Consider the following 14,194-nt stretch of genomic DNA (forward strand, 5'->3'; position numbering starts at 1 on the left):
GTGCCCGCGCGGGTCGGGGCGGGGACGAGGCTGAGGTCGCTAGACGAGCAGCGACAGCGGGTTCTGGATGCGATCGGTGAACGCCGCGAGCCACTGCGCGGCGAGCGCGCCGTCGAGCACGCGGTGATCGGCCGAGAGCGTCACCGTCATGACGGTGGCCACGGTCAGCTCGCCGTCGTCGCCGACGACGGGCCGCCGTTCCGCGGCGCCCACAGCCAGGATGCCGGAATGCGGCGGGTTGATGATCGCCGAGAAGCGCGACGTGCCGTACATGCCCAGGTTGGACACGGCGAACGAACCGCCCTCCAGTTCCTGCTGCTTGATGCGCCCCGCCCGCGCACGCTCCGCGAGATCGCGCACGGCACGGCTCACGCTTCCGAGACTGAGGTCCTGCACGCCGCGCACGACAGGGGTCACGAGACCGCCCGGGATCGAGACGGCCACCCCGATGTCGACGCCCGCGAAACGCCGCGTCGCGTCGTCGGTCCAGATCGCGTTGGCCTCGGGAACGTCGAGCATCGCGGCGGCGACCGCCTTGAGCACGAAGTCGTTCACCGAGACCTTGACGTCGCCACGCTCGTTGATGCGGGCACGGAGGGCGAGCACCTCGTCGACGCGGCAGTCGGCCGAGAGGAAGAAGTGCGGCACGGTGGTGGTGCTCTCGGTGAGCCGCCGGGCGATCGCCCGTCGCATCCCCGTGTGGGGCACGTCGGTGAACGCGGCCGGGGATGCCGGTGAAACGGATGCCGGAGTCGACGGCGCCGCGGGAGCGGTCGGGGGCGTCGCCGCAGCTGCGGGCGCCGATGCCGGAAGCGCATCGAGGTCGCGGCGCACGATGCGCCCGTTGGGCCCGGATCCCGACACGGAGGCGAGGTCGACTCCCCGCTCGCGCGCGAGCTTGCGGACGAGCGGACTCGCGAACCGCCGCTCGGTGGCGACGGGCCCGGATGCCGGCTCGGCATCCGTCGGGGGGACCACGGGAGGAGGCGGCGCGACCTGACCGTCTTCCGACGACTCGGTGGCGGCGGGCACGGACGCGGTGGCGCCGGGGGCGGCGGCGGCCTCGTCCGTCGCGGGGACGGTCGGCGCGGGCGCGGCGGCGGGGGCCGGCGGCGAGGCATCGACGCCCGCCTCGGCGAGCGCGGCCTCGGCGCTCTGCCCCTCGCCGGCGAGGACCAGTATGGGCGACCCGACGGCGGCTGCGGCACCGGCATCCACGAGGATCGCCGCGACGACCCCGGCCTCTTCCGACTCGTACTCGACGACGGCCTTCTCGGTCTCGATCTCGACGATCTCCTGCCCGGCCTCGACGCGGTCGCCGACCGCGACGAGCCAGGACTGCACGGCGGCCTCGGTCGCACCCGCGGCGAGGGCCGGCATGCGGACGACGGCAGCCATCAGCGCACCCCGCTGTTCGTGCGCACGCGCTCGAGGCCCGCGACGACCTCTTCGGTGCGGGCGATCGCCGCTCTCTCCAGCACCTTGGAGATGCTGGGGCTGGCCTCGCCGCCGGTGACGCGCTCGATCGGCTGGTCAAGCCAGTCGAAGACGCGGCGCTGCAGTTCGTCGGCGAGCCAGGCGCCGTACGACGTGCCGCGGGCACCCTGCTCGACGATCAGCACCGCGCCGGTCTTGCGGACGCTGGTCTCGATCGTCTCCCAGTCGAGCGACGCGCGATCCAGCCACCGCAGATCGACGACCTCGGCATCCACTCCGGTCTGCTCGACCGCCTCCAATGTGTGCCCCACCATCGAGAGGTAGGTGAGGACCGTGACCTCCGATCCCTCCCGCCGCACGGCCGCGCGGCCCGGCGGGATGACGTAGTCGAGGTCGCCGTCGGGCACGCGGTCGGCGGTGCCGTAGAGATCGACGTGCTCGATGACGAGCACCGGGTCCTCCAACGCCAACGCGGCGTTGAGGAGTCCGATGTAGTCGGCCGCCGACGACGGGGCGACGATGCGCCAGCCGGCGGCGGTCGCGAAGATACCGGCCGGGTCCATGAGGTGCTGGGAGCCGTAGCCGGAGCCCATCGCGACCTTGGTGCGGAGCACGAGCGGGACGGTGTTGTTGTCGCCGAACATGTGGCGCGCCTTCCCGACCTGGTTGAACACCTGGTCGGCGGCCACCCACATGAAGTCGGGATACATGAACTCGACGATCGGTCGGAACCGCCCGTCGAGGGCCATACCGCCGGCCAGACCGAAGAACGCGTTCTCGCTGATAGGCGTGCCGATGACTCGGTCTTCGCCGAACGCCGCGCGCAGGCCCTTGGTGGCGCCGTTGGTCCCGCCGGCGAGGCGGTGGACGTCTTCGCCGAGCACGACGATGCGCGGGTCGGCGGCCATGCGGCGCTCCATCGCCGCGGCGATCGCATCGACGAACTTCACGTCGGTCCAGCCGCCCTCGTGGGTGGTGGGGTCGTCGTCGGGCAACCCCGCGAGCTCGGACGCGTCGCCCCGGATGCCGGTGTCCACGACGGCCGGGTCGGGCCACAGCGCCGGGACGATCCGTCGCCGGCCGGCGTTGTCGGGGTCGTCCTCGGTGAGCTTCGCGACGGCATCCGCCATCGCCTCGCGCGCCTGCGTGCGGACGGCGGCAGCCTCGTCCGGGCTCAGCACGGACAGCGAAGCGAGCTCACGCTCGACACGGGCGATCGGGTCGCGCGACTTCCAGCTCTTCTCCTCGTCCTTCGTGCGGTAGCCGAAGGCGCTGCCGGGGTAGGGGCCGTTCTGGTGGAAGAAGCGGTACACCTCGGCCTCGATGATCGCGGGGCCCGCGCCGGCGCGCATGCGCTCCAGCGCCTCCTGGGTGGCGAGGTGAACGGCGAGCGGGTCCATGCCGTCCACGCGCCACGAGGGGATGCCGAAGCCCTGCCCCCGCACGGAGAATCTCGGATCGGCGGTGACCTCGTCGGCGTGGGTCGAGACGGCGTACAGGTTGTTCTCGATGAAGTACATGACCGGGAGCTGCCACGCGGCGGCGAGGTTCATCGACTCCAGCACCGACCCGATCTGACTCGACCCGTCGCCGAAGTAGTTGATGGAGACGTCGGTCGTGCCGGAGTGCTTCTGTGCCCACGCGGTGCCGGTGGCGATCGGGGCGCCGCCGCCGACGATGGCGTTCGTGCCGAGCGCGCCGGCTTCCAGCCACTGCAGGTGCATCGAGCCGCCGCGCCCTCCCGAGAACCCCTGGGCGAGGCCGAGGATCTCGGCGAGCGTGCGCTGCAGCAGCGCCTGCATCTCCCCGTCGACGAGGGCGGCGGGATCGAGGACTCCGCCGGAGACGTGGCCGATCGCCTTCGCGAGGAACTGGTGGTGGCCGCGGTGCGAGCCGTTGACGGCATCCGTGGAGCGCAGCGTGACGATCGAGCCGACGGCGCCGCCCTCCTGCCCGATGCTGGAGTGCGCGGGGCCGTGGACGAGTCCGGCGCCGGCGAGGTCGAGCACACTCTCCTCGAAGGCGCGGATGAGGTGCAGCTGGCCGAGCATCGTCGTCAGGAGCGCGGGGTCCGCCGCTTTCCAGTCGGCGGAGGTCGTGCTCAGCTCGATCCAGGGAACGTCGGTCGAGAGTTTGCGTCGTCGCGGCATGTTCGTCTCCATCGATGTCATGCGATGGGGCAACCGTACCGACGATTGCATCCAATCACAAGAGTCGGCGTGCTCCTGTTCTGATGAATGGTTGATTTCGACGCGTATCTGGATACAATTCGACCATTCACACCGGAGTGACGAGAGGAGCGGCACGATGCCGATCCCCGGTATGCGCGGCACCGACCACATCGGCTTCACCGTGCCCGACCTCGACGAAGCCGAGCACTTCCTCGTCGACGTGCTCGGCGCCGTCCGCGTCTACACGCTCGGCGCCAAGCGCGCCAACGACGACTTCATGTCCGTGCAACTCGGCGTGCACCCCCGCACCGTCGTCACCGAGATCCGCTTCTACCGCCTCGGCAACGGGAGCAACCTCGAGGTGTTCCACTACGACAGCGCCGACGGACAAGCGCCGCAGCCGCGCAACAGCGACATCGGCGGGCACCACCTCGCCCTGTACGTCGACGACATGGACGCAGCGGTCGCCTACCTGCGCGAGCACGGGGTGGAGATCATGGGCGAGCCGGTCGTCAGCGCGGGCGCTTCGGCCGGCCAGCGGTGGCTGTACTTCCGCAGCCCTTGGGGCATGCAGTTCGAGCTGGTCTCCTTCCCCGGCGGCAAAGCGTACGAAGCGGATGCCGACACGCTGCTGTGGCACCCCGCCGATCCCGCGGCGTGAGGTCCTCAGCGACGAGAGTGGTCCCATGAGCCAGATCGACATCACCCGCACCCGCGACGGCGACGCCGGAGCGCGGATCGCCGACGGCATCCGCAGCGGCATCCTCGCGGGCGCCTACCCTCCGGGCACGCGCATCCGACAGGAGGACGTCGCCGCCGAGTACGGCGCCAGTCGTGTGCCCGTCCGCGAGGCGATCCGTCAACTGGAATACGAGGGGCTCGTGACCGTCGTGCCCAACTCCGGCGCCTGGGTCTCCCGCCTCACGCTCGCCGAATGCGAAGAGGTCTACCAGATGCGCGAACGGCTCGAGCCGCTCCTGCTGCGCTACTCGGCCCCCGCTCTGTCACGCGACGCACTCGACCGGCTCGCCGCGCTCGCCCAGCGCATCAGCGACGCCGGAGACGACACCGAGACGTTCCTCCAGCTCGACCGGGAGTTCCATCTCGCCAGCTACGAGGCCGCCGAGACCGCGCAACTCGAGCCGCTCATCCGCAAGCTGTGGAACACGACGGCGCCCTACCGTCGCGCGTATGTGTCGTCGTGGGACCGCGACGCGCGACGCATCGCCCACGAGGAGCACCATCTCATGGTCGCCGCGCTCAAGGACGGCGACCATGAGGAGGCCGAACGCGTGCTCGGCGCCCATATCCGCCGCACCCGCCGACAGCTGTCGCGCACCCCCGAGATCTTCGACGACCCGCACTGACCGCCCGCCCGGATCGTGCGCGATCCGCCGACGAAAGGCCCCGCATGCCCATCGCCTCCATCAACCCCGCCACCGGTGAGACCGTCGCCCGCTTCGACGAGCACGACGACACCGAGATCGACGCGCGCATCGCCGCCGCCCACGCGGCGCACCGCACGCTGCGGACGACGGACTTCGCCACCCGCCGGGGCTGGATGCACGCCGCCGCCGATCTGCTCGACGGCGATGTCGAGCAGGTGGCCGAGCTCATCACGCTCGAAATGGGCAAGACGCTCGCGCAGGCGCGCGGCGAGGTGCGGAAGTCCGCGAACGCCATGCGCTTCTACGCCGACCGTGCCGAGGAGTTCCTGACCGGAACCACGCTGCCCGATCCGAGCGTCGTCGGCGCTTCGCACGCCCACACCACCTACCAGCCGCTGGGCGTGGTGCTGGCGGTGATGCCGTGGAACTACCCCATCTGGCAGGTGATCCGCTTCGCCGCCCCCGCGCTGATGGCCGGCAACGCGGGGCTCCTCAAGCACGCGTCCAACGTGCCGCAGGCGGCGATCTACCTCGACACGCTGTTCGAACGGGGCGGCTTCCCCGCTGGCTCGTTCGGCTCGCTCCTCATTCCCGCGGCGAAGGTCGAACGCGTGCTGCGCGACCGACGCGTCGTCGCGGCCACGCTCACCGGTTCCGAACCCGCCGGCCGCTCCGTCGCCGCCATCGCCGGCTCCGAGGTCAAGCACGTCGTGCTGGAGCTCGGCGGCTCCGACCCGTTCGTCGTGATGCCCTCCGCCGACCTCGACCGCGCCGTCGCAACGGCCGTGGCCTCTCGGACGTCGAACAACGGCCAGGCGTGCATCAACGCGAAGCGGTTCATCGTCCACGCCGACATCCACGACGCCTTCGTCGAGAAGTTCGCCGCCGCCATGGCCGCCCTCACCGTCGGGGACCCGCGTGACGAGAAGACCGACGTCGGTCCGCTCGCCACCCGCTCCGGACGCGACGAGCTCGCCGAGCTGGTCGACGACGCCGTCGGCGCCGGGGCGACCGCGGTCGTCGGCGGAACCACACCCGACGGCGACGGCTGGTTCTACCCGCCGACCGTGCTCACGGGCATCACCGAGACCATGCGGCTGTACCGCGAAGAGGCGTTCGGCCCTGTGGCATCCGTGTACTCGGTCGCCGACGCCGACGAAGCCCTCCGGCTCGCCAACGACACGACCTTCGGCCTCAGTTCCGCCGTGTGGACGCAGGATGCCGACGAGGAAGCGCGGATCGTCGCCGGGCTCGACGCGGGTGCCGTCTTCGTCAACGGCATGTCGATCTCCTACCCCGAGCTGCCGTTCGGCGGCATCAAGGACTCCGGCGTCGGTCGGGAGCTGTCCGCCGAGGGCATCCGCGAGTTCTGCAACCTCAAGTCGGTGTGGAAGGGCTGACGGCGCAGGGGCGTTCCCGGTCGTTGAGCGAGCGCAGCGAGACGAAACGCCGCCCCGGTCGTTGAGCGAGCGCAGCGAGACGAAACGCCGTCACCCTCCCCGGATCGACGTTTCGTCTCGTCGCTGCGCTCCTCGCTCAACGACCGGACCCGCGCCACCCTCCCCGGATCGACGTTTCGTCTCGTCGCTGCGCTCCTCGCTCAACGACCGAACGCGCGCCACCCTCCCCGGTCGTTGAGCGAGCGCAGCGAGACGAAACGCCGCCACCCTCCCCGGATCGACGTTTCGTCTCGTCGCTGCGCTCCTCGCTCAACGACCGAACGCGGCGTCACCCTCCCCGGTCGTTGAGCGAGCGCAGCGAGACGAAACGCCGTCACCTCCCCGGATCGACGTTTCGTCTCGTCGCTGCGCTCCTCGCTCAACGACCGGATCACCGCGTCACCACTCGGTCGTTGAGCGAGCGAAGCGAGACGAAACGCCGCCGCTCGACCGGTCGTTCCCCCGGTCGTTGAGCGAGCGCAGCGAGACGAAACGGCGCCCCCTTCTCCACACCCCCGGCGTGTCGGAAGTTGTCCACAGGAAGAACCTGTGATCTGGGTTTTGTCGCCGGGAATGTCGGTGCCCCCGAGAAGAATCGGAGCATGACAGGGACCACGCCGACCGCATGGCAACAGCGCATCGAAACGCTGCTGCACGCCCTCGCCGACGCCCGCCGCGACGCCGCCGCAGCCCAAGCACGCGAGGCCGCGCTGCTGGCCGAGGCAGTCGAGATCGCGCAGGCGATGGCACAGGATGCCGGCGGCCCTGCGTCCGTGGCCGACATCCCGATCCGGTCCCTCGCCGCGCAAATCGGCGCCGCCGCGCGCATGTCGGACCGCACGGTGCAGAAACACATGTCCGATGCCGTCGTGCTGGTCGAACGATTCCCGGCGACGTTCGCGGGGTGGGCGTGCGGCGACATCTCTCGCGGGCACGTGCGCGTGGTGGTCGACGCCGGGGCTGCGATCGACGACGATGCCGCACGAGCGGTCTACGAAGACGCGACGCTAGAGATCGCCCGGCGAGAGACACCGGGACGACTGAAACCCGCCGCACGAATCCTCGCCGCACGGTTGCACCCGATTCCCTTGCAGGAACGCCACGCGGCTGCCGCTACCAAGCGGGAGGTGTGGGTGCGTGACCTCGACGACGGCATGGCGGAGTTGATCGCGATCCTCCCGGCGGCGATCGCCCACGGCATCCGCGACCGCCTCGACCAATACGCAAGACGCGTCGTGGAGGGGCGGAGCGCGGTGGGCGGAGCGAACACGAGCGGCACCGCCGGCAGCGCGGGCGCAGCGCGTGGCGCGGCCCTCGACGCTGCGCTCCTCCCCCACCCCGACGCGACCGACACCCACCCCACCGACAACCACCGCATCAGCGAGGTCCGGGCCGACGTGTTCGCCGACCTCCTCCTCACCGGACACGCCACCCCCGAGACCACCAACGACGCCATCCCCACCGGGCAGGCGATCATCGCGCGGGTGCAGGTCACCGTCCCCGCCCTCACGGCGGTCGGACACGACGACACCCCCGCCGAACTCATCGGGAAAGGCCCCATCGACACCGCCACCGCCCTCCGCCTCGCCGGAACCGCGACCGGATGGGACCGGGTCCTCACCCACCCCGCCACCGGCACCGTCCTCGCCACCGACAGATACCGGCCCAACGACCACCTCAAACGCACCCTCCGCGTCAGAGATGAGCACTGCCGATTCCCCGGATGCCGCACCCCCACCGACCGGTCCGACATCGACCACACCACCGCCCGCGAACACGACGGGCCCACCGAACTCACCAACCTCGCCCACCTCTGCCGCCGCCACCACACGTTGAAACACCACTCCGCCTGGCGCGTGAGGCAGACACCCGACGGCATCCTCCACTGGACCAGCCCCACCGGACGCGAATACCCCGACCACCCCGCCCGCACCCTCACGTTCACGACCGCGGCGACCACGGATGAACCCGACACGCGCCCACACCCGCGCCCGAGCCCCACCGCTGACCCACCGGGCTTCTGACCCAGACCACCTGCGCGCGAATGGGACCGAGCGCTCAGATGGCCGATCGACTTGCCACGTGACGCGCCCGCCCCACTGCCGTCCGGACTGCTGGCAACACTGCTGGCCGCGCGCCCGCTAGAGCGCCGCGCCAGAATCCGGCGTGCCATCGCGCCCGTCGCCGACACCGGCGCGCACAACACGGAGGACGTCCTCGACGTGACCTGTCGAATCAGCGCCAGGATCGATCGCGCCGACGATCTCGCCATCGCGAACGAGCAGAGTCATACGTCGATAGAGCCGGGTGCCCTCGAACTCGAACGTCGGCAACCCCAGGGTGTCCGCGAGAACGAACTCCGTGTCACTCAGGAGGGGGTACGGCAGGTGCAGACGTGCAACCGCCTCCGCTTGGTACTCCGTCGTCTGCGAGGAGCATCCGACGATGCTCCAACCCAGCGCCGCGAAATCGCGACGCAGATCGCGGAAGGAACACGCCTCTGCGGTGCACCCTTTGGCGCCCGGCACCGCCGCCCACGCCTCCGAGTCCGGCGACCGCGGATCCCCCGTCTTCGGATACACGAAGACGACCGTCGGATCGGCGGTCAGTTCGATCAGGGGACGGTCGCTCGCGGTGGTCGAGGGGAACACAACGGAGGGCATCCGCCTCCCGATCAATTCGGGCGCATCTCCGGCTATCACAGACGTACGCTCCTCAGCCGTCCCGTTCCCGACCCGCGCCGCGGCCCCGCGACATCCCTGACACCGCCCGACTCGCGCTCTCGGTCTACATCCGGCATCGCACCCACCTCAGGCGTGCGGCACGGGATCGTGGGCGTGACGGTCGCGCACGAACCAGATCGCGCGTACCTCGACGTCGCCCTCGTTCCAGAAGCGATGCGGGATCGCGGAGTCGAACACGATTGAGTCGCCCGGAACGAGCGTGGTCGCCTCCCCCTGCACTTCCACGCTGAGAGTCCCCGAGATGATCACGCCGTACTCGCGACCTTCGTGAACGATGTGCTCCGCCGGCGCTTCCGTGCCCGGGGCGTAGATCACCTCGAGGAACTCGGCATCCACCTCGCCTCGGGCGGTCAGCCGGCTCCACCTCGGGCCGGAGCTGAGCTTGATGGACGGATGCCGGTCCGCGCGCTGCACGATGCCCGAGCTCTCCAAATCGCCCGGCGCATCCACCGCAGCGGGCACCGACGCCGTCACCGGAGCTCGCGAGAGCGGAGTCTTCGGGTCGAGGATCTCGTGCATCTGCACATCGAGTTCGGCCGCCACCGCATACAACGCCGGCACACTGAACGACCCGATGCCCCGCTCGACCTGCGACACGTGGCTCGCAGACACCCCGATGCGCCGCGCCAGTTCACGGACAGTGAGCCCACGCGTCGCCCGCAACTCGCGGACACGCTCCCCCACGGTGTTCCAGGGCGTCTCGAGCTCGCTCATGCGCTCGCCTCCTCCGTCGGCCTCAGCCGTCACTGCGCCCATGCAGCCGGCCCATCACGTCGAGAACGTCGACGGCGTTGCGGATGTCGACGGGAGCCTCCGCGCCCGCCGCGCGCGTCGATCCGATGATGTACCACACGCCCTCTGCCACCTCGTCGGAGGCATTGAAATAGTAGTGGGGCCGCTGCGCGTCGAAGCACAGCGAGTCGCCGGCGCGCAACACGAACGTGTCGAACTCGAGCTTGAGCGTGAGCTCCCCCCGCACGATGAAGCCGTGCTCGATCCCGACGTGCCGCATGTGCGTCTCGTCCAGCGAACTCGCCGCCCCCGGCTGATACGTGGCCAGCACGGCGTCCAGCCCCTCGTCGCCGCCGACGGCGAGGCTCCGCCACGTCACCCCGTTCTGCATCACGATCTCGGGCGCCTGCGCGAACGGCAGCACGGGATCGGTGCGCACCCGAGGCTTCGGCGGCGCCGCGGTCGGCGGACGGTGCCCGAGCACGTCGTCGACCGACAGGCCCAGGCAACTCACGATGGCGTAGAGGGTGCTGACCGACGGCTGCACCTTCCCCGTCTCGACCTGCGACAACAGGCTCGGCGAGATCGCCGCCTGCGCGGCCGTCGCGCGAAGGCTGAGGCCCTGGGCCGTGCGCGCCGCCCGGAGGCGGTCACCGAGCTCTGCGGTCATGAGCGTCCTTTCGCGAGTCCGACCCTACTCCCCCCTGTGCCGTGAGACTGAACACTCCGGCGCGACCCGCCGGGCCGCCAGCCCAGCAGCGCCCCACCGAGACCAGCACCGCCCCGCCGAAACCACCACAGTCCCGCCGAGACCAGCACAGCCTCGACGTCAGTACTGCCCGGCCACGAACAGCTCTTGCGCCGGGAAGCGCGTGAGCACCTCGATGCCGTAGTCGGTCACGACGACCTCCTCCTCGATGCGCGCCGCCGAGGAGCCATCGGATGCCGGACAGTACGTCTCCATGGCGAAGACCATGCCCGCGCGCAGCTCGACGGGGTCCGCCATCGAGTTCAGCCGCGAGATGATCGGCCGCTCGTGCAGGCCCAATCCGAGGCCGTGCGCGAACTGCAGCCCGAAGGCCGCCAGCTCGTTCTCGAACCCGAAGTCCTCCGCCCGCGGCAGCACCGCCGCCACCTGATCGCTGCCGACGCCCGGCCGGATCGCGTCCAGCGCGGCATCCATCCACTCGCGCGCCTGCTTGTACGCGTCGTGCTGGCTGGGCGTCGCCCAACCGACGCCGAACGTGCGGTAGTAGCACGTGCGGTACCCGTTGTAGGAGTGGATGACGTCGAAGAACGCCTGGTCGCCGGGACGGATGATGCGGTCCGTGAAGTTGTGGGGGTGAGGGTTGCACCGCTCCCCGGAGATGGCGTTGATCGCCTCGACCTGATCGCTTCCGTACTCGTAGAGCCGGGCGTTGGCGAGGGCGACGATCTCGTTCTCACGCACGCCCGGCCGTAGCCTGTCGGCGATGTCCTGGTAGACCCCGTCGACCATCGCCGCCGCCTGGTTGAGAAGCATGATCTCGTCGGCGTTCTTGATCACGCGGGCATCGAGCATGTGCTGCTGCGCATCGGCGACGCGGATGCCACGACGCTGCAGTTCGAAGAGGAACGGCGGTTCGACGATGTCGATGCCGACGGGCGCGTCGGCCAGTCCCGCGCCGGCGAGCAGCGAGACGATCTCGTCGACCGCCGTCTTCATCAGGTCGGCCCCGCCTTCGGGCGCGACCGCCCCCTTGAAGCCGAGGAAGCCGGCCCGGTAGTTCTCGTCCGGCACCCAGTCCGAGTACAGCTTGTGATGACGCACGGCCGACCCGAAGTCCCACAGGATCGGCTCGTGTCCACGCATCAGCAGCGCGTAACGGATCATCTTGTCACCGAGCGCACCGCCGATCCACGTCTGCGTCGTGTAACGGATGTTGTAGAAGTCGAACAGCAGGAACGCCCCGCACTCGCTCGCCTCCAGCGCCGCCTTCGCCCGCTCGAGCCGATAGCGGCGGAGCCGGTCGAAGTCGACCCGGTGCTCGTAGTCGACGCCCATGATGCCGGGCGCCCCCAGGGGGCGCACGCCGGCGGGACGATCGACGGGGCGCTCGAACCGCCGCGACGAGGGAGAGTGGCCGTGATGGCCGCTCATGCCGGATCCTCGGCGGGCGCCGCCGCCACCACGTGGAACTCGAACCGGAGCCTCGGGTCGGTGGCCAGCCGCACCACCTGCACGGTGGTGCTCGTCGGGATGTGACCGCCGAACCACGCCGCCTGGTGGGCGTTCACGACGTCCTGGTCCGCCTCCACGTCGGTGAAGAACCGGATCATGTTCACGACGTCCTCGCGGCCACAGCCCGCGGCCGCGAGCGCCTGGTCGAGATGGTGGAAGGCGTTCTCGACCTGCCCCTTCGCGTCGGCCGGCATGGCGTCGAACACCTCGGGGACGTGAGGGTGGTCGTGGTAGACGGGCGCGCCGGTCACACCGCTGATGAAGACGAGCCTCGACGGCGAGACGACGCGGATCGCCGGCACGAACGGGCTGACGATGCCGGCGTCGAATCCCTCGTGGTGGATGACGTCGGCGTTGCCGACTCGGCGCGGCGGGGGGATCTCACTCATCTGGTCCTCCTGTTGCTGACTCCCGTCGCGGGGCGTCGGTGGTGTTTCGGTGGGTGATGCGACCGCCCAGGACGGTCAGATCGCTGCGGATGCCGGCGAGCTCGTCGTCATCGCAGGTGAAGGGATCGAGAGTCGGCACGCACAGATCGGCGTCGTACCCCGGGGCGAGACGCCCGCGGTGGCTCTGCTCACCCGTGAACCACGCGGCATCCCTCGTGTACGAGGCGAGCGCCGCGGCGCGGTCCAGCAGGTGGGCGGCGTCGCGGCGGCCTCGACCGTCGAGCGTCCCGCCCGTGACGAGCCACCAGATCGACGCCCACGGCGAGAACGCGTTCGCGCGCGTGGCGTCGGTGCCCCCGCCGATCACGATGCCGAGCTCGCGCATCGTCGCCAGCGGCGGCGCCTGCGCGGTCGCCGCGGCACCCCACGTGTCGACGTAGTCGCCCCCCTTGAGCACGAGACGGTTCTGCACGAGAACGCCGGCGCCCAGAGCGGCGATCCGGGCGAGGTTCTCGCGGCTCGCCTCGTCAGCGTGGACGATGGACCACCCGCGCCCGGCAACCAGCCCGGTCTCCTCCTCCACCTGCTCCCACGCGTCGAGGATGCGTCCGAGGGTCGCGTCGAGCACCGCGTGGACGCTCATCCGCCAGTGGCGCACAGCGCACAGCCGCACGATCTCCACGAGCTCGTGGAAGGCGGCGTCGGGCACCGTGAACGGGTCGAGCCCCTCCATGTCATGGCAGCCGAGGTGAGGGATCTCCCCCACCCCCACGATGCGCAGCATCCCATCGCCGGCGTCGGCCGGCACGAGCGACGTGAGCGCCTCGATGTCGGCGACCTCGCCCCCGCGGGTCCAGGCCGAGACGAAAAGCCGCGCACGGATGCCGAGGGCACCGGCGCGATGAACGGCACGGATCGCGTCGTAGTCGCGCGGCGTCATGAGCAGTCCGCCGCCGTCGACGACCCCCGTCAGACCGTGCCGGGCGAACTCCGCGGCCATCTGCCGCATGCCTTCCTCCGCTTCGGCGGCGCCGGCGGCGAGGGCTCGCGCGAGCGGAGCGGCGAACGCACCGACGCCGCGCAGACGGCCCGTCGGGCGCCCCTCGGCGTCGCGTTCGATCGAGCCCCGCGGCGGGTCGGGCGACTCGGCGGTGTAGCCGCAGGCGGCCAGACCCGCGGTGTTGAGCACGCCCAGGTCGTACAGCTCCTGGAGGTAGACGGGATGGTCGGGCGCGACGGCATCCACCTCGTCCCGCGTCGGAATGCGCCCCTCCGCGAACTGCGAACGGTGCCATCCGCCGACGGCCGCGATCCACGCGCCGGCGGGGAGCCGCTCGGCGGCACGGCGGACCGTGTCCAGCGCCTCGGGGATCGAACGGATGCCTTCCCAGTGGAGCGACACGCTCCAGGAGTTGCCGCCGCGCACGGCATGGATGTGCGCGTCGTTGAGTCCCGGGAGCACGCGACGCCCATCGAGTTCGATCACCTCCGCAGCCAGTTCGGCGTAGGGTGCGAGCTGCTGATCGGTGCCGACCGCGACGATGCGACCGCCCGCGATGGCGAGCGCTTCGGCTTCGGCCGGCGCCTGATCGGGGTCGGCGAACGTCGTGATGCGTCCGCCGCGGAGGACGAGGTCGACGAGGGGAAGGGCGCGCGGAGCGGTGGGCATGTCG

12 protein-coding genes are annotated in these 14,194 nt (G+C 70.7%); 4 read left to right on the top strand and 8 right to left on the bottom strand.

Going from position 1 to position 14,194, the window contains the following annotated elements:
* Positions 1-39: 39 nt before the first annotated feature.
* Positions 40-1,398: a 2-oxo acid dehydrogenase subunit E2 gene (locus P0Y48_07205; GenBank protein WEK14967.1), complete on the bottom strand. Its 1,359-nt coding sequence runs from the start codon at positions 1,396-1,398 to the stop codon at positions 40-42.
* Positions 1,398-3,587 carry a thiamine pyrophosphate-dependent enzyme gene (locus P0Y48_07210; GenBank protein ID WEK15033.1) on the bottom strand — a complete coding sequence of 730 codons (2,190 nt, stop codon included), beginning with the start codon at positions 3,585-3,587 and terminating at the stop codon, positions 1,398-1,400. Before P0Y48_07210 ends, P0Y48_07205 begins: the two co-directional genes overlap by 1 nt.
* A 157-nt stretch (positions 3,588-3,744) precedes the next feature.
* Between P0Y48_07210 and P0Y48_07215 the strand changes: the two genes are divergently transcribed.
* The 4 genes from P0Y48_07215 to P0Y48_07230 all read left to right on the top strand — a co-directional run bounded on the left by P0Y48_07215 (position 3,745) and on the right by P0Y48_07230 (position 8,459).
* Positions 3,745-4,269, top strand: coding sequence for a VOC family protein (locus P0Y48_07215; protein WEK14968.1), 525 nt, complete (start codon positions 3,745-3,747; stop codon positions 4,267-4,269).
* Between the two features lie 25 nt (positions 4,270-4,294).
* Positions 4,295-4,975, top strand: coding sequence for a GntR family transcriptional regulator (locus P0Y48_07220; protein ID WEK14969.1), 681 nt, complete (start codon positions 4,295-4,297; stop codon positions 4,973-4,975).
* 44 nt (positions 4,976-5,019) lie between these two features.
* The gene (locus P0Y48_07225; GenBank protein WEK14970.1) at positions 5,020-6,396 is read left to right on the top strand and encodes an NADP-dependent succinic semialdehyde dehydrogenase; all 1,377 of its coding nucleotides are present in this window, start codon (positions 5,020-5,022) and stop codon (positions 6,394-6,396) included.
* A 641-nt stretch (positions 6,397-7,037) separates the two neighbouring features.
* Complete coding sequence (locus P0Y48_07230; GenBank protein WEK12277.1) at positions 7,038-8,459, top strand: DUF222 domain-containing protein; 1,422 nt, start codon at positions 7,038-7,040, stop codon at positions 8,457-8,459.
* Positions 8,460-8,576: 117 nt separating this feature from the next.
* Here P0Y48_07230 and P0Y48_07235 read toward each other — a convergent pair whose 3' ends face one another.
* The 6 genes from P0Y48_07235 to P0Y48_07260 form a co-directional block, all read right to left on the bottom strand.
* A complete protein-coding gene (locus P0Y48_07235; GenBank protein WEK12278.1) occupies positions 8,577-9,098 on the bottom strand; it encodes a peroxiredoxin in 522 nt (173 codons plus the stop codon).
* Positions 9,099-9,245: 147 nt separating this feature from the next.
* Positions 9,246-9,893, bottom strand: a complete 648-nt coding sequence (locus P0Y48_07240) for a cupin domain-containing protein (GenBank protein ID WEK12279.1) — start codon at positions 9,891-9,893, stop codon at positions 9,246-9,248.
* A gap of 22 nt (positions 9,894-9,915) precedes the next feature.
* On the bottom strand, positions 9,916-10,581 hold the full coding sequence (locus tag P0Y48_07245) for a helix-turn-helix domain-containing protein (GenBank protein WEK12280.1): 666 nt from the start codon (positions 10,579-10,581) through the stop codon (positions 9,916-9,918).
* Between the two features lie 159 nt (positions 10,582-10,740).
* On the bottom strand, positions 10,741-12,051 hold the full coding sequence (locus tag P0Y48_07250; protein ID WEK12281.1) for a Xaa-Pro peptidase family protein: 1,311 nt from the start codon (positions 12,049-12,051) through the stop codon (positions 10,741-10,743).
* Complete coding sequence (locus tag P0Y48_07255; protein ID WEK12282.1) at positions 12,048-12,521, bottom strand: RidA family protein; 474 nt, start codon at positions 12,519-12,521, stop codon at positions 12,048-12,050. Before P0Y48_07255 ends, P0Y48_07250 begins: the two co-directional genes overlap by 4 nt.
* The gene (locus P0Y48_07260) at positions 12,514-14,190 is read right to left on the bottom strand and encodes an amidohydrolase (GenBank protein WEK12283.1); all 1,677 of its coding nucleotides are present in this window, start codon (positions 14,188-14,190) and stop codon (positions 12,514-12,516) included. The genes P0Y48_07255 and P0Y48_07260 overlap by 8 nt, the downstream gene beginning before the upstream one ends.
* Between the last annotated feature and the right edge of the window lie 4 nt (positions 14,191-14,194).

It is taken from the genome of Candidatus Microbacterium phytovorans (genome assembly GCA_029202445.1).
GTDB lineage: Bacteria > Actinomycetota > Actinomycetes > Actinomycetales > Microbacteriaceae > Microbacterium > Microbacterium phytovorans.